Source organism: Mesobacillus sp. QJM3NY_10 (assembly GCF_056173465.1).
On record NZ_CM149675.1, the window covers coordinates 107,501 to 124,569 of the forward strand.

Sequence of the window (17,069 nt, forward strand, 5' to 3'; positions counted from 1 at the left end):
ATTATATACGATTGGCTTAAGACAGGTTTGGAGGTAAAACACGTAAAGCTGTCAGAAGAAGAGCTAACTTAAGACAGGTTTGGAGGTAAAACAGGTAAAGCTGTCAGAAGAAGAGCTAACTTAAGACAGGTTTGGAGGAAAAACACGAAAAGTTGTCAGAAGAAGAGTCAACTTAAGACAGGTTTGAAGGGAAAGTACAAAAAGCTGTCAGAAGAAGAGCTAACTTAAGACAGGTTTGGAGGAAAAACACGAAAAGTTGTCAGAAGAAGAGTCAACTTAAGACAGGTTTGAAGGGAAAGTACAAAAAGCTGTCAAAAGAAGAAGCAACTTCGGACAAGTTTAGAGGAAAAGGTTGAAAAGCTGTCAGAAGTAGAAGCAACTTCAGACAAGTTTAGAGGAAAGGTACGAAAAGCTGTCAGAAGAAGAAGCGACTTCGGACAAGTTTAGAGGAAAAGATCGAAAAGCTGTCAAAAGAAGAAGCAACTTCAGACAAGTTTATAGGAAAAGTATAAAAAGCTGTCAGATGTAGAGGCACCTTTAGACAAGTAGGTGCTTGTACTCTAAACTCCTAGTGCGTTGATCCAAGAAGGATTAACGCTTTTTTTGTGGAATCTATTTAACAATCAGAGCACATTTCTGATCTTCCCAGTTATTCTACGATCATTATAAAGATCTAATTACTTTTAGTTTTTTAAAAGAGTGATTGGGATAACAGGTCCGTTTCATTGATATGAAAAGACTAATAGGAGGAACTAAATGAGTAAGCAATTGAATTTTTGGTCATTCATCTTTTCAACAATCTGGGTCTTACTATTTTTCTTAGCTTCCTCCACAGGGCCTATTGATTACACCATATTAGGCAGGCATCCATTCGTTCTGCTTTTATATGTAACCTTGCTGACTTTTATAACAGGGCTTACAGGGATGGCAGGTATGGTGGATTGGAAGGGTATGACCAGGAGTTTTTCGACGATCATCATGACTTTAGGGTTATCTGCATTTTTAGCTATCGTTATATTTTTTGGCAATTTATTGAGTTAGTGGTAGCACTAATACAGGCACAGGTGAGTCCCTCAAAAAATAAAATATACCAGAATTTAATGTTTTTCGTGAAAGAATGCTTATGTAATATGGATGGAAATGCTGGTTAGGCACGGACTCCTTCGCATTAAAGCTGGTTCTGAACAAATTTTTCATTGATGTGTTCAGATACAAGTTTCCACATGTTACAAAATGGGTATAATAACCAACACACCCCTTATTGTCATGTTTTGGCATACATAATTTTGGCGAATATAATTCAGGATGCATTCATTGCACCAAAAAAAAATTTTTTGTATAATTAAAGTCAAATATAGTCAAAGTCAGATTGGGGGAGGTTTAGTGAGGAATATATCGGACATCATAGAACATTACCTTAAGCAGGTTTTAGAAATGAGCGATAAGGACATCGTTGAAATCAAACGAAGTGAAATCGCCGATAAATTTCAGTGCGTGCCGTCCCAGATCAATTATGTCATCAATACAAGGTTCACGATTGAACGGGGCTATCTTGTTGAGAGTAAACGGGGTGGCGGTGGCTACATCCGTATCATCAAAGTCCAGGCTTATGATCATGCACATTTGATTGATGATTTACTGTCTTTGATTCAGACACGAATTCCGCAAAGCAGCGCTGAGCATGTCATTTTCCGGCTTGTTGAGGAAGATGTAGTCACTGACCGCGAGGCGAAGATCATGCTGAGTGTGCTTGACAGGTCCGTCCTGTATATAGAGCTGCCGCAGCGTGATGAGTTGCGTGCGAGAATGTTGAAGGCAATGCTTATGGCATTGAAGTATAAATAATATCAAAGCAGATGAAGAGGTGAGGGCATGATCTGCCAAGAGTGTAATCAAAGGCCGGCAACGCTGCACTTCACGAATTATTCAAATGGAGAAAAAACGGAATTGCACTTGTGTGAAATATGCGCACAAGAAAAAGGCGAACTGTTTATGATGAACAACGGCCCTGCTTTTTCGATCAATAGCTTACTTGCCGGATTGTTGAATATGGAACCTGCTTTTCCGGCACAGAAAAAGGAACCCTTTGAAGCTGAGCAAGTTGCCCAGTGCCCGCAATGTTCAATGACGTTTCCGCAGTTTGTGAAAGTAGGCCGTTTTGGCTGTGCGACTTGCTATGATGCTTTTCGTGAACAGCTTACCCCGATTGTAAGGAGGCTCCATAGTGGTAATTCCATGCATAATGGAAAAATCCCTAAAAGAGTCGGCGGGGACCTTCATGTAAGGAAGACAATCGATCAGCTTAAGCTAACCCTGAAAGACTTAATTTTGGCAGAGGAATTTGAGAAAGCTGCTGAGAAAAGGGACCAGATCAGGGAACTTGAAAGGAAATTGTCAGCAGGTCAAGAGGGAGGGGAGTAGCCTTGTCATTGGAGAAGTTTATCAATCAGGCTGTCAGCTCCTGGATGAGTGATGATGGACCTGATTCAGACATTGTCCTTAGCTCTCGTATCCGTTTTGCAAGGAATCTTGATGAATATAACTTTCCGACGCTGTTCACCAATGGAGAGGCAGAAGCAGTGGTAGGTACGATCATGGAACGTGCCAGTAATACACCAATAGCTGCCTTCGGTCAGTTGGAAATGATCAAAATGGATGAAATTCCGCCTTTGCAGAAAAGGGTGTTAGTCGAGAAGCATTTGATCAGTCCGAATCTAGCAGAAAACTCCGTTCATGGTGCCGTCTTACTGTCTGAAAATGAAGAAGTGAGTATCATGATCAATGAGGAAGATCATGTTAGGATTCAGTGTTTATTTCCGGGCTTCCAGCTTAGTGAGGCTCTAGGGGCTGCAAATGAAATCGATGACTGGCTTGAGGACTATGTCAATTATGCGTTTGATGAGAAGTTTGGCTATTTGACCAGTTGTCCTACTAATGTGGGCAGTGGCCTAAGGGCATCGGTGATGATGCACCTGCCAGGACTTGTGTTGACACAGCAAATGAACAGGATCGTCCCGGCGATTAACCAGCTTGGTTTGGTGGTAAGAGGTATTTACGGCGAGGGCAGTGAAGCGCTCGGCAATATTTTTCAAATCTCGAACCAAATCACACTCGGAAAATCGGAAGAGGACATCGTAGACGATTTAAAAAGTGTTGTAAGCCAGATTATATCTCAGGAAAGGTCAGCGCGGGAAGCATTAGCGAAGACTTCGAACATACAATTAGAAGACAGAGTGTTTCGATCATATGGGACACTTGCCAATAGCAGGATCATCGAAACGAAGGAAGCTGCCCGCTGCCTTTCTGATTTAAGGCTTGGAATAGATATGGGCTTTATAAAAAATATATCAAAATCGATACTGAATGAATTGATGATATTAACTCAACCTGGGTTTTTGCAGCAATATGCGGGAGGACCATTAAGACCGAATGAACGGGATATCCGCAGGGCTGCTTTAATAAGAGAACGATTGAAAATGGAAACAAAAGACGAGTCAGGAGGATGATCTTATGATGTTTGGACGATTTACCGAGAGGGCACAAAAAGTATTGGCACTCGCACAGGAAGAGGCAATCCGCCTTGGACATAACAATATCGGTACAGAACACATCTTGCTTGGCCTTGTGCGTGAGGGAGAGGGCATTGCGGCAAAGGCGCTTTATGGACTTGGGCTTGGAGCAGAGAAAATCCAGAAGGAAGTTGAAAACCTAATTGGCCGCGGCCAGGAAACTTCCCAGACAATCCACTATACACCTAGAGCTAAAAAGGTCATCGAGCTTTCCATGGATGAGGCAAGGAAGTTGGGCCATTCCTATGTAGGCACAGAACATATCCTTCTCGGATTGATCCGTGAGGGAGAGGGCGTGGCTGCAAGAGTGCTGAACAACCTTGGTGTAAGCTTGAACAAAGCGCGCCAGCAGGTTTTACAGCTGCTTGGAAGCAATGAAACTTCAGGTCATCAGGGAGGCGGAACGGCTAATGCCAATACTCCTACACTTGATAGCCTTGCAAGAGACTTAACAGTAATCGCCAGGGAAGGCAGCCTTGATCCGGTTATCGGCCGCAGCAAGGAAATCCAGCGTGTCATCGAAGTGTTAAGCCGCCGGACGAAGAACAACCCTGTCTTGATCGGGGAGCCTGGTGTAGGTAAAACAGCGATTGCTGAAGGGTTAGCACAGCAGATTGTAAACAATGAAGTGCCTGAAATCCTCCGTGACAAGCGTGTCATGACCCTGGATATGGGTACGGTTGTTGCCGGGACTAAATACCGCGGTGAATTTGAAGACCGCCTTAAGAAGGTAATGGATGAAATTCGCCAGGCTGGAAATATCATTCTTTTCATCGATGAGCTTCATACACTGATCGGTGCCGGCGGAGCAGAGGGTGCGATTGACGCGTCCAATATCCTGAAGCCATCATTGGCTCGTGGTGAACTGCAGTGTATCGGCGCGACCACTCTTGATGAATACCGCAAATACATCGAAAAAGATGCTGCGCTTGAACGACGTTTCCAGCCGATTACTGTTGATGAGCCAACTGCGGAAGAGTCAGTACAAATTTTGAAGGGGCTTCGTGACCGCTATGAAGCTCACCACCGAGTATCGATTACGGATGAAGCAATTGATGCGGCGGTAAAATTATCTGATCGCTACATCTCCGACCGTTTCCTACCGGATAAAGCGATTGACTTAATTGATGAAGCTGGTTCGAAGGTTCGCCTGCGCTCTTATACCACTCCGCCAAACCTTAAGGAGCTTGAGGTGAAGCTGGAGGAAGTACGCAAGGAGAAGGATGCTTCTGTCCAAAGCCAGGAGTTTGAAAAGGCTGCTTCATTAAGAGATACAGAACAGCGTCTTCGCGAACAGCTTGAAAATACGAAGAAATCATGGAAAGAAAAGCAGGGCAAGGAAAACAGTGAAGTGACAGTGGAAGACATCGCTCATGTGGTGTCCAGTTGGACGAATATACCTGTTTCTAAGCTTGCGCAAACCGAAACAGATAAACTGCTGAACCTTGAGGAAATCCTTCATTCCCGTGTTATTGGCCAGGATGAAGCGGTTAAAGCAGTATCCAAGGCAGTAAGGCGTGCTCGTGCAGGCTTGAAGGACCCGAAACGTCCTATTGGCTCATTCATCTTCCTTGGACCAACAGGTGTTGGTAAAACAGAATTGGCAAGAGCATTGGCAGAGTCCATGTTTGGGGATGAAGATGCGATGATCCGCGTCGATATGTCCGAGTACATGGAGAAGCATTCGACATCCCGTCTTGTTGGTTCACCTCCAGGCTATGTCGGATATGATGAAGGCGGCCAATTGACTGAGAAGGTTCGCAGGAAGCCATATTCCGTCATCCTGCTCGATGAAATCGAAAAAGCGCATCCAGATGTGTTCAATATTTTGCTGCAGGTCCTCGAGGATGGTCGTTTGACTGACTCTAAAGGCCGGACAGTCGATTTCCGTAATACAATCATGATCTTGACATCCAATGTCGGAGCTGAAGCGTTGAAGCGGAATAAATATGTTGGTTTCAATATCCAGGATGGCGAACAGGATTACAAAGATATGAAGGGCAAAGTGATGGAAGAGCTGAAAAAGGCGTTCCGTCCTGAATTCCTCAACCGTATCGATGAGATCATCGTCTTCCATGCACTTGAAAAGCCGCATTTGAAGGAAATTGTGACATTGATGTCCGATCAGCTTGTGAAGCGCCTGAAAGAACAGGAAATCACACTAGAGCTGACAGAGGCGGCAAAAGAGAAGATTTCCGAGGAAGGATACGATCCGGAATACGGCGCACGTCCGTTGCGCAGGGCAATCCAGAAGCATATCGAAGACCAGCTGTCTGAAGAATTGCTCAGAGGAACTGTCCTTACCGGGCAAAATGTCGTCATTGACGTTGAAAATGGCGAGTTCGTCGTCAAGACTCCAGAAGGATCGACAAAAGTTTAAAATGGCTTAACATGTTATCAAAAGGGGTATACGTACTAAATACGTGTACCCCTTTTTTTCTACTAAGTCATATTTAATCATTTTGGTTGCATAAGTTTTATTTGCACTTTCCCTCGTAAGAGCCTCGGTGCCTATTTGGGTTGCGGAAGTTGAATAGCAGGGAAACAGGCCATTCTTAAAAATAGTTGGAATTGCGGCATCTGTATATGAACATAATTTAATTGAAGAAGTAAACATTTTGGATTCATGACCTCAAATAAGCCTTGGAGAAAAAATTACATAGGTACTTCAGTCGCTATCATTTCTATTATTACTTGTTTGGCTTTATTATAAAGTTAATAACTTTTTTTATTGAGAGGCTAAGAAAATGGCAAAAAGAAAAACAAAATTCATGTGCCAGGAATGCGGCTATGAATCTCCGAAATGGATGGGGAAATGCCCGGGATGCGGGCAATGGAATAAGATGGTCGAGGAAGTGGAAAGCACTGGCTCGACAAGAAGAGGAGCTTTTGCCAACACAGGGAATACGGGTGTTGCCGCAAAGGCGACTCCAATCACCAGTATTGAAACTGTCAGTGAGCCGCGGATTACGACAGACTTGAATGAGTTGAACCGCGTACTTGGCGGTGGCGTTGTCAGGGGATCGCTTGTATTGATTGGCGGGGACCCTGGTATTGGTAAATCGACACTATTGCTTCAGGTATCTTATCAGCTGGCCAAAAAGGCTCATTCAGTCCTATATATTTCAGGTGAGGAGTCGATGAGGCAAACGAAGCTGCGCGCAGACCGTCTTGGAGTCACATCGGATAACCTGCTTGTTTATTCGGAAACAAATCTACAAGAAATCAGCCTCACGATTGAAAATACTAACCCGGACTTTGTCATTGTGGACTCAATCCAAACCATATTCCATCCGGAAGTGACATCTGCTCCTGGGAGCGTGTCACAGGTTAGGGAATGTACAGCGGAGTTAATGAGGATTGGAAAAACAAAGGGGATCGCGATTTTTATCGTTGGCCATGTCACAAAGGAAGGCTCTATCGCCGGACCTAGACTGCTGGAGCATATGGTGGATACAGTTCTATATTTTGAAGGGGAAAGGCACCATACGTACAGAATCCTCCGGGCTGTCAAAAACCGTTTCGGCTCCACGAATGAAATGGGTATTTTCGAGATGAAGGAAATGGGTCTTGAAGAAGTGGCAAACCCCTCGGAAATTTTTTTAGAAGAAAGATCCCAGGGAGCTTCAGGTTCAACGGTTGTGGCCTCGATGGAAGGAACACGGCCAGTATTGGTTGAGATACAGGCCTTGATTTCACCGACGAGCTTCGGGAATCCAAGGCGGATGGCTACCGGAATCGACCATAACCGCGTGTCGCTGCTGATGGCGGTGCTGGAGAAGCGTGTCGGGTTGCTGCTGGCTAACCAGGATGCTTATTTGAAGGTCGCCGGCGGAGTGAAGCTGGATGAACCGGCAATCGATCTTGCGGTGGCTGTCAGCATTGCTTCAAGTTTCAGGGATAAACCCACCCGCGCTACTGATTGTATCATTGGCGAGGTGGGTCTGACTGGGGAAGTAAGGAGAGTCTCGAGGATTGAACAGCGCGTCCAGGAAGCGGCGAAGCTTGGCTTTGAAAGAATTATTTTACCGGAGAATAATCTTGGCGGATGGACTCCTCCGCGGGGTGTTGAGCTTATCGGGGTATCATCTGTCAGCCATGCATTAAAAGTCACCTTGGGAGGTTGATGGATTGGAACACAAAGAGCTTGAAGAAAAAGGGTTAGGTGAAATCCTTCAATTTATCGCTCCAGGTACGCCTCTAAGGGATGGAATCGATAATGTGCTCCGGGCCAAGACAGGTGGATTGATTGTGTTTGGATACAATGAGAAAGTGAAAAACCTGGTCGACGGCGGTTTTGAGATCAATTGCAGGTTCAGCCCCAGCTATCTCTATGAACTGGCGAAGATGGATGGCGCAATCATCCTGAATGAGACGGGAAGCAAAATTTTATTCGCCAACGCCCAGTTAGCTCCTGATACGGGAGTACCCTCGACTGAGACAGGAATGAGGCACAGGACAGCGGAACGTGTGGCAAGGCAGACGAAGGCACTCGTTATCGCAATTTCCCAGCGAAGGAATGTCATTACCCTGTACCAGGGACACCTTCGCTATGCTTTGAAGGAAATCGGTGTCATCTTGACGAAGGCGAACCAGGCAATCCAGACGCTGGAAAAGTATAAAGTCGTCCTTGAACAAAGCATTACCAATCTGGGAATCCTCGAATTTGAGGACCTTGTTACCTATAATGATTTGCTTCAGGTTATCCATCGTTTTGAAATGGTACTGAGAATCAAGACAGAGCTTTTGACATATTTGAGCGAGCTCGGACTCGAAGGGCGACTGATCCGCCTACAAATGCAGGAGCTTTTATCTGAAATGGAAAAAGAAGCATTGCTTGTCATCAAAGATTATTCAGCAGAATCAGAAGTGAAGGCAGAGGATGTGATGGCTCGTTTTCAGGAGCTTTCAAAGGCCGGAGTCATTGAGGATTCTACCATCCTTAAGCTTCTCGGGCATCAGGGATATGTGCATATGGATGAATTTATCTGTCCTCGTGGATATCGAATGCTGAATAAGATCCCTCGGCTGCCGATGATCATTACGGAGAATTTGATAAAACGTTTCACCAAATTCACGAATATGATTGCAGCTTCCGTTGAAGAACTGGATGATGTAGAGGGTATTGGCGAAGTAAGGGCTCGGAAAATCAAAGAAGGCTTTAAACTCATCAGGGACCAGCTGATGGCGGACCGCCAAATGTAATCCCAAACATTGGCGGCCTGCTTTTAATTGACACCTGCATGCCCCGGTGCTACCTTAAAGATGAGATTTACTCCTATAGAGATTATGGCAATCTTGCTGTAATTTTGTCATTTTTAATTGTACAAATTACGTAACCTTTGCCAGGGTCAATTCGTATAATCATTTGGGTGTTTATATTTTAAGAAAATGTTTTCATTACGAGGGTTTCAAAAATTGGAAGTTGTTTATAATGAGTAAAAGGAGGTGAAAGGATGTTAAGACGTATCATTCAAGCCTGCTTCCTGATCATTGGGGGAACGCTTGGTATATTCTTAATTCCTGATTTATTATCATTAATGAACGCGGGAGACATGACTCTGATCAATAATCCTTATGTTACTGCTGTTTTGGGCGCACTTATTTTTTATCTTCTTACTTTTTGGGCTGTAGATCCTGTGACCAATTTTGTGAGGTGGGCTGAAGAGTCGCTGATCAAGGCACCAATTACGGATGTCCTATTTGGCAGTGTTGGCCTTTTCTTTGGATTGCTGGTGGCATTTTTAGTAGGCTTTGCCCTTAATGCAATCCAGGTTCCTGTTGTGAATACAGTCGCACCGACACTCCTGACACTTTTATTTGGATATCTTGGATTCCAGGTCGGTTTCAAGAAGCGTGATGAACTGCTTGGTTTATTTTCAAAACCAAAGAAAAAAGGCACTGAAGAAGAAGCGGATAAAGAAAATGAAACTCGTGCAAGAGAGTGGAAGATACTCGATACAAGTGTGATTATTGATGGCAGGGTTGCGGATATCTGCCAGACTGGGTTCCTTGAAGGCACCATTGTCATCCCGCAGTTTGTCCTCGAAGAATTACAGCATATCGCTGATTCATCTGACGTGTTGAAGCGCAATCGCGGACGACGCGGATTGGACATCCTTAACCGTATTCAAAAGGAACTTAAGATTAAGGTTGAAATATATGAAGGTGATTTCGACGACATCCAGGAAGTCGACAGCAAGCTTGTAAAGCTGGCAAAGCTGACAAATGGTGTCGTCGTCACGAATGATTTCAACCTGAACAAAGTATGTGAATTGCAGAAGGTTGCCGTGCTGAATATCAATGACCTCGCAAATGCGGTAAAACCAGTTGTCCTTCCTGGAGAAGAATTGAGCATCCAGGTAATCAAGGATGGCAAGGAACATAATCAGGGCATTGCCTACCTTGATGATGGCACAATGATCGTAGTCGAAGAAGGCCGCGATTATATCGGAAAGCGTATCGATGTTCTTGTAACAAGTGTACTGCAAACATCAGCTGGCAGGATGATTTTCGCTAAGCCGAAACTATTGGAAAAAAGCATAATCAGTTGATCCATCCCCGGATGGACCAAGCCTTTATGGGCAGTTGATTCCCGCTTCCTTCATTGACTCACTGAAGGCGTGAAGCAGGGCCTCGACTGCCCGTTTATATGTTAAAGTGTACGAAAAAGATTTGCTGCGATGTTTGATGATTTTTTTAAAGCAGAAATGAGATAGGAGTTTTTCGTCATGCCTTATCAGGTCATTATTCCAGCTGCGGGTCAGGGAAAAAGAATGGGAGCAGGAAAAAACAAGTTGCTGCTCACTTTGGAAGGTGTCCCGATCCTGATCCATACACTTAGGGTGTTTGAAGCAGATGCTGAATGCTCAGGCATCATTCTAGCCATCAACCCGAGTGATGAGCAAGAGTTTAAGTCTTTATTGAAAGAATATGGTATACATAAAGTATCTTCGCTTGTCACTGGCGGCGAGGAACGCCAGGACAGTGTATATAACGGGCTGAGGGCAGTCCATTCACTCGATGGGATCGTGCTGGTCCATGATGCTGCCCGTCCATTCATCAGACTAGAAACCATCCACAATCTCGTGGAGGCCGCTAGCAAGGATGGCGGGGCAATCGTGGCTGTTCCAGTTAAAGATACCATCAAGAAAGCGGACGACGGCAGGGTAGCTGAAACAGTTGAGCGTTCAAGCTTGTGGTCAGTCCAGACCCCTCAGGCTTTCCGTGCTTCCGTATTGCTTGAGGCCCATAACAAGGCAATGAGGGAGCAATTCATCGGTACAGATGAATCAAGCCTAGTCGAACGGATCCCACATCATGTCAGCATCATTGAAGGGGACTATGATAATATTAAGCTGACAACACCAGAAGATTTATATTTTGCCGAAGCGATTCTGCGCAAGCGAAAGGAATCCGGTGTTTGATAGAGTATATAAACCCAGCAATTTTAAAAGGAGTAATTCATTATGTTTCGTATTGGACAAGGTTTCGATGTACATCAATTGACCGAGGGCAGGCCGCTGATCATTGGCGGGATCACGATTCCATATGAAAAGGGGCTTCTTGGCCACTCTGATGCCGATGTGCTTTTACATACGGTAGCTGATGCATGCCTTGGAGCAATCGGCGAAGGAGACATCGGCAGACATTTCCCGGATACTGATCCTGAATTCAAGGACGCTGATTCAGCTAAATTGCTTGAACACGTATGGAAGATTGTGAAGGATAAAGGATACGAGCTTGTTAACATAGACTGCACGATTATCGCACAGCAGCCTAAGATGGCACCGCATATCGAAGCCATGCGTGAAAGGATTGCAGGCTTAATGGAAGGCACCCCTGACCAGGTGAATGTCAAGGCGACAACAACAGAAAAGCTTGGTTTCCCGGGGCGGGGAGAAGGTATCGCTTCCCAGGCAACCGTGTTGTTAAAGCAGCTTGAGAAATAAAACGCAGGCAGCTTGATAAGCCACTTCCGCTTTATATATCGATAGTGATACAATAATGGACAGCTATATTAGAGGAGGATTCAATATGTCATCAGATATCCGGGTGCGTTATGCGCCGAGTCCGACTGGACATTTACATATCGGGAATGCCCGTACAGCACTATTCAACTATCTATTCGCACGTAACAGGGGCGGAAAGTTCATTATCCGCATTGAAGATACAGATAAAAAACGCAATATAGAAGGCGGAGAGCAAAGCCAGTTGAAGTACCTTCAGTGGCTCGGAATCGACTGGGATGAGAGTGTCGATGTTGGCGGCGATTATGGACCGTATCGCCAATCAGAACGGAACCACATATATGAAAAGTACAATCAGGAGCTTTTGGAAAAAGGCTTTGCCTATAAGTGTTATTGCACAGAGGAAGAGCTGGAAGCTGAGCGCGAGGAGCAGTCTGCGCGCAATGAAACTCCTCAATACTCAGGACGCTGCCGAAATCTTACAGCAGAACAGAAGGAACAGTTTGAAAAAGAAGGTCGCCAGCCGAGCCTTCGTTTCAAGGTGCCTGCAGGCAAAATCCTTAAATTCGATGATATGGTAAAAGGTGAGGTTAGCTTTGAGTCCGACGGGATGGGTGATTATGTCATCGTCAAGAAAGATGGCACGCCTACTTATAACTATGCGGTTGTCATCGACGACCATTTGATGAAGATTTCCCACGTTCTACGCGGGGATGACCATATTTCCAATACACCGAAGCAGCTTGTGATTTACGAAGCGTTTGGCTGGGAGCCTCCGGTATTTGGCCATATGACTTTAATCGTCAATGAAAGCCGCAAAAAGCTGAGCAAGCGTGACGAATCGATCATCCAGTTTATCGAGCAGTATGAAGAGCTCGGTTATTTGCCAGAGGCTTTGTTCAACTTCATCACGCTGCTTGGATGGTCACCAGCAGGTGAAGAAGAGATTTACTCTAAGGATGAGTTCATTGAAATATTTGATCCAGCGAGGCTTTCAAAATCACCTGCGCTCTTTGACCAGCAGAAGCTTGCATGGATGAACAATCAATATATGAAAAAAGTTGATCTGGACCGTGTTGTCGAGCTAGCACTGCCGCACCTTATTAAAGCTGGAAAAGTCAGCGAGAATCGTACAGAGGAAGAGGATGTCTGGGTTCGCGGCCTTATTTCTCTTTACCATGATAAAATGAGCTTCGGAGCGGAAATCGTTGAGATGTCGGATTTATTTTTCCGCGCTGAGGTAAACTATGATGAAGAAGCAAAAGAGGTACTTGCAGGTGAACAGGTTCCAGAAGTGCTGAATGCATTCCTTGCGGAGATCGATAAGCTTGAAGAGTTCAAGGCAGATGGAATCAAGGCAGCGGTCAAGGCAGTCCAAAAAGGAACTGGCCATAAGGGTCAGAAGCTGTTCATGCCAATCCGTGCGGCTGCCACAGGGCAAACACATGGACCAGACCTGATGCTTGCAATGGAACTGATCGGCAAAGAAAAAGTGATGCAAAGAGTCCAGAAGCTTTTAGGCTAATAACTTTTTTAAGCTATTTTAGTTAACAGAAATACAAAAATGTAATATAGTAAGAGTAATTCTATATAACCAAAGTGTTGAAGAGGAAAAGTAGAAGAATGACGCTTATTAGAGAGAACCATCACCGGCTGAAAGTGGTTCAGGCCTCTCATTTTTCGAAATGCGCCTCGGAGTCCCTTTGCGAAAAGGCAATCAGTGCCTGAGTAGTATCGGGCGGGTCCTCCCGTTAACAGGTGAAAGTTGAGGCTATTGCTTAAGGTAGCCTAAACAGAGTGGAACCGCGCATATCAAGCGTCTCTGTCGTATACGACAGGGGCGCTTTTTTATATGGTGTCTGGCGAGCAAGTTGGATAATGTACCCGAAAAATGAGGGATCGCCACTTTAAGGTCACATAAACAAGGAATATGTGACCGAAAAAGCAGGAAAGCCATCGTTACGGTCACATAAAGGATTTTGTAAGGCTATATAATCAAATTTTAGCTTTATGGGTGCTCACTACTGAGCAAAAGTGCAATAACAATTTATTAAGAAGGAGGATTTCACCATGTTTAAGATGATGAAGGAAGACATAGATGTTGTTTTTGATCAAGATCCTTCTGCCAGGAGCGTGCTGGAAGTGGTTTTGACATACGCAGGCCTGCATGCGATATGGTCCCATCGTTTGGCACATGCTTTCTACAAGCGGAAGTTTTATTTTGTTGCAAGGGCCATTTCGCAAATCAGCCGTTTTTTCACGGGAGTTGAAATCCATCCGGGAGCCAAGATTGGCAGACGCTTTTTCATCGACCATGGAATGGGGGTCGTCATTGGTGAAACATGTGAGATTGGGGATAATGTGACGGTGTTCCAGGGAGTGACCCTGGGCGGTACTGGCAAGGAAAAGGGAAAACGCCACCCGACTGTTAACGACAATGCTCTGATTGCCACCGGGGCGAAGGTTTTAGGTTCGATCACGATTGGGGAGAATTCTAAGGTGGGCGCCGGTTCGGTTGTCCTGAAGGATGTACCTCCGAACTCCACCGTTGTTGGCATCCCTGGAAAAATCGTCATCCAGGATGGCGTAAGAGTCAAGAAGGACTTTAACCATCGCGATTTGCCTGATCCTGTTGCAGATCGATGCAAGGAAATCGAAATGGAATTGGTTAAATTGAAAAAAGAACTAGAATTAGTCAAATTACATGAAGAACTTGAAGTTGCGAAGCAAGGAAGGGGCATGGAAAATGGGAATTAAAATCTATAATACACTTACTCGTAACAAGGAAGAGTTTATCCCGCTAGAAGAGGGAAAAGTGAAAATGTATGTTTGCGGTCCGACCGTCTATAACTACATTCACATCGGAAATGCCCGCCCGGCCATCGTTTTTGATACGGTCCGCCGCTATCTTGAGTTCCGCGGCTATGATGTAAATTATGTTTCGAACTTCACCGATGTCGATGACAAACTGATCAAAGCAGCAAATGAACTCGGGGAAGATGTACCGACAATCGCGCAACGATTCATCGATGCTTACTTTGAGGATGTCCATGCACTTGGCTGCAAGACAGCTGATGCACACCCAAGGGTAACGGAAACAATGGATTTGATTATCGACTTTATCAGCGCGCTGATTGATAAGGGCTTTGCCTATGAATCAGGTGGAGATGTTTACTACCGCACGAGAGAATTCAAAGAATACGGCAAGCTTTCCCATCAATCCATTGAAGAGCTGAAGGTTGGAGCAAGGATTCAGGTTGGGGAAAAGAAACAAGATGCGCTTGACTTCGTGCTTTGGAAGTCGGCAAAGGAAGGCGAGATTTCTTGGGATAGTCCTTGGGGCAAAGGCCGTCCAGGCTGGCATATTGAGTGCTCAGCGATGGCCCGCGAATATCTTGGAGATTCGATCGATATCCATGCTGGCGGACAGGATTTGGCCTTCCCGCACCATGAAAATGAAATCGCCCAGTCAGAGGCGTTGACAGGCCAGACATTTGCCCGCTACTGGATGCATAATGGATACATCAATATTGACAATGAAAAGATGTCCAAGTCACTTGGCAATTTTGTCACAGTTCATGACATCATTAAGCAGATTGATCCACAGGTATTAAGATTTTTCATGATTTCAGTACATTACCGGAATCCGATCAATTATAGCCAGGAGCTGCTTGAAAAGACAAAGGCTGCTTTCGAGCGCTTGAAGACATCTTACCAAAATCTGAAGCACCGACTCGGAGCAAGCGCAAATCTTACTGATGACAACCAGGAATGGCTGGATAAAATCGCTGGGATCCGTGAGCAGTTCATCAAGGATATGGATGATGACTTCAATACCGCAAATGGCGTCTCCACGCTGTTTGAACTCTCGAAGCTATCCAATCTGTACTTGATGGAGAAAAACACTTCCGAGGAAGTAATTAACGCTTTCATGAAGGAATTCGAGATTTTGTTTGGCGTTCTCGGCTTGTCGCTTAAAGATGAGGAATTGCTTGATGAAGAAATCGAAGCCTTGATTGAAAAAAGAACGCAGGCTCGCAAGGACAGGAATTTCCAGCTGGCAGATGAGATCCGTGACCAGTTGAAAGAAATGAACATCATCATCGAAGACACTCCGCAAGGCATCAGATGGAAAAGAGGCTAAATGATGCTGCATTACGAACAAAAAGTAGATGAAAAACAATTGAATAGCCTGGCGCTTGCCTATATGGGTGATGCCGTATATGAACTGTATGTCCGGCATCACCTGCTGCAAAGCGGCAAGGTTCGGCCAAACAAGCTGCATAAAGAAGCGACCGCTTATGTATCGGCAAAATCACAGGCGAAATACCTCCACAAGCTGATCGAAATGGAGAAGCTGTCCGAAGCGGAAATAACGATTGTAAAAAGGGGCCGGAATGCGAAGTCAGGATCCGTACCGAGAAACACCGACGTGCAAACTTACCGGTACAGCACAGCATTTGAGGCATTGATTGGTTCTCTATATCTGGCAGGTAATGAGAAACGAATCGAAGAATTGATTACCACAATATTTGCACTTGCTGAAGAATAGAAGGGAGGAAAGATTCCATGAGCCAGAAACAAAGCCGGAACAATAGGCAAAAACCAGTTGATGACAAGAAGCGCAAACCAGCTCGGAACCAGGCGCAAAGACTGGATGATAAGCCAAAGAACAGACCAGCCAGAGGCCAGGACCAGAAACATGAGGCAAGGCGTGACCAAAAACATGAGCCAAGGCGTGACCAGAAGCACGGACAAAAACCTGACCAACTTCAAGAACAAAACGAAAACCAGGATTACATAATCGGAAAAAATCCGGTAATCGAAGCCTTGAAATCGGAGCGTGACATTAACAAAATCCTGATAGCGGAGGGCTCTCAGGGCGGACAGATGCAACAGGTAATCGGGATGGCGAAGGAAGCCAATGTCATCGTCCAATTCGTCCCGAAAAAGAAAATCGACCAGCTTGCGGATGGAAATCACCAGGGTGTCATCGCCCAGGTGGCAGCTTATGAATATGCAGAGATCGATGATTTGTTCGCGGCAGCGGAAAAGAAAAATGAGGCTCCTTTCTTTTTGCTCCTCGATGAAATTGAGGATCCACACAATCTTGGTTCCATCATGAGGACAGCTGATGCCTCAGGGGCTCACGGTATTATCATTCCTAAAAGAAGAGCTGTTGGGCTGACAACTACAGTTGCAAAATTATCAACTGGTGCCATCGAATATATCCCGGTTGCGAGAGTCACGAATATGGCGCAGACAATCGATGAGTTGAAGGAACGTGGTGTCTGGATCGCTGGAACGGATGCATCGGCAAAACAGGATTTTCGTCAAATCGATGGAACTTTGCCTCTTGGCCTGGTGATCGGCAGCGAAGGAAAAGGAATGGGAAGGCTGATCAGGGATAAGTGTGATTTTCTTTTAAGTCTTCCAATGGTTGGACATGTTACTTCCTTGAATGCATCAGTTGCCGCGGCACTCTTGATGTATGAAGTTCACCGCAAACGTCATCCGCTAGGGGAATAGG

The 17,069-nt window shown here is 45.1% G+C and carries 15 protein-coding genes and 1 other annotated feature; all 15 genes read left to right on the forward strand.

Annotated elements, in window-relative coordinates; translation table 11 throughout:
• Window positions 1–756: 756 nt before the first annotated feature.
• A complete protein-coding gene (locus tag AC0VX7_RS00555) occupies window positions 757–1,041 on the forward strand; it encodes a hypothetical protein (RefSeq protein WP_475426259.1) in 285 nt (94 codons plus the stop codon).
• A gap of 342 nt (window positions 1,042–1,383) precedes the next feature.
• The gene (locus AC0VX7_RS00560) at window positions 1,384–1,845 is read left to right on the forward strand and encodes a CtsR family transcriptional regulator (protein WP_215033365.1); all 462 of its coding nucleotides are present in this window, start codon (window positions 1,384–1,386) and stop codon (window positions 1,843–1,845) included.
• Between the two features lie 27 nt (window positions 1,846–1,872).
• Complete coding sequence (locus tag AC0VX7_RS00565; protein ID WP_475426260.1) at window positions 1,873–2,421, forward strand: UvrB/UvrC motif-containing protein; 549 nt, start codon at window positions 1,873–1,875, stop codon at window positions 2,419–2,421.
• Between the two features lie 2 nt (window positions 2,422–2,423).
• Entirely contained in the window at window positions 2,424–3,506 is a 1,083-nt protein-coding gene (locus tag AC0VX7_RS00570; protein WP_475426261.1) for a protein arginine kinase, read from the forward strand.
• Between the two features lie 4 nt (window positions 3,507–3,510).
• Window positions 3,511–5,949 (forward strand): ATP-dependent protease ATP-binding subunit ClpC, encoded by a 2,439-nt coding sequence (gene clpC / locus AC0VX7_RS00575; RefSeq protein WP_475426262.1) that lies wholly within the window; start codon window positions 3,511–3,513, stop codon window positions 5,947–5,949.
• Window positions 5,950–6,316: 367 nt separating this feature from the next.
• Window positions 6,317–7,696 carry a DNA repair protein RadA gene (radA, locus tag AC0VX7_RS00580; protein ID WP_215033374.1) on the forward strand — a complete coding sequence of 460 codons (1,380 nt, stop codon included), beginning with the start codon at window positions 6,317–6,319 and terminating at the stop codon, window positions 7,694–7,696.
• A 4-nt stretch (window positions 7,697–7,700) separates the two neighbouring features.
• Complete coding sequence (gene disA, locus AC0VX7_RS00585; RefSeq protein ID WP_475426263.1) at window positions 7,701–8,774, forward strand: DNA integrity scanning diadenylate cyclase DisA; 1,074 nt, start codon at window positions 7,701–7,703, stop codon at window positions 8,772–8,774.
• A gap of 251 nt (window positions 8,775–9,025) precedes the next feature.
• On the forward strand, window positions 9,026–10,123 hold the full coding sequence (locus AC0VX7_RS00590) for a PIN/TRAM domain-containing protein (protein WP_475426264.1): 1,098 nt from the start codon (window positions 9,026–9,028) through the stop codon (window positions 10,121–10,123).
• 177 nt (window positions 10,124–10,300) lie between these two features.
• A complete protein-coding gene (ispD, locus tag AC0VX7_RS00595) occupies window positions 10,301–10,996 on the forward strand; it encodes a 2-C-methyl-D-erythritol 4-phosphate cytidylyltransferase (protein WP_475426265.1) in 696 nt (231 codons plus the stop codon).
• A gap of 42 nt (window positions 10,997–11,038) precedes the next feature.
• Window positions 11,039–11,521, forward strand: a complete 483-nt coding sequence (gene ispF / locus AC0VX7_RS00600) for a 2-C-methyl-D-erythritol 2,4-cyclodiphosphate synthase (protein WP_475426266.1) — start codon at window positions 11,039–11,041, stop codon at window positions 11,519–11,521.
• 85 nt (window positions 11,522–11,606) lie between these two features.
• Window positions 11,607–13,064 carry a glutamate--tRNA ligase gene (gltX, locus tag AC0VX7_RS00605; RefSeq protein ID WP_475426267.1) on the forward strand — a complete coding sequence of 486 codons (1,458 nt, stop codon included), beginning with the start codon at window positions 11,607–11,609 and terminating at the stop codon, window positions 13,062–13,064.
• Between the two features lie 68 nt (window positions 13,065–13,132).
• Window positions 13,133–13,366 (forward strand) — a binding site (T-box leader).
• Between the two features lie 243 nt (window positions 13,367–13,609).
• Window positions 13,610–14,296 carry a serine O-acetyltransferase EpsC gene (gene epsC / locus AC0VX7_RS00610; RefSeq protein ID WP_215033394.1) on the forward strand — a complete coding sequence of 229 codons (687 nt, stop codon included), beginning with the start codon at window positions 13,610–13,612 and terminating at the stop codon, window positions 14,294–14,296.
• Window positions 14,286–15,683, forward strand: a complete 1,398-nt coding sequence (cysS, locus tag AC0VX7_RS00615) for a cysteine--tRNA ligase (RefSeq protein ID WP_475426268.1) — start codon at window positions 14,286–14,288, stop codon at window positions 15,681–15,683. The genes epsC and cysS overlap by 11 nt, the downstream gene beginning before the upstream one ends.
• Window positions 15,684–15,686: 3 nt before the next feature.
• Window positions 15,687–16,091, forward strand: coding sequence for a Mini-ribonuclease 3 (locus AC0VX7_RS00620; RefSeq protein WP_415802619.1), 405 nt, complete (start codon window positions 15,687–15,689; stop codon window positions 16,089–16,091).
• Window positions 16,092–16,339: 248 nt separating this feature from the next.
• Window positions 16,340–17,068 carry a 23S rRNA (guanosine(2251)-2'-O)-methyltransferase RlmB gene (gene rlmB / locus AC0VX7_RS00625; RefSeq protein ID WP_475428052.1) on the forward strand — a complete coding sequence of 243 codons (729 nt, stop codon included), beginning with the start codon at window positions 16,340–16,342 and terminating at the stop codon, window positions 17,066–17,068.
• Window position 17,069: the final 1 nt, after the last annotated feature.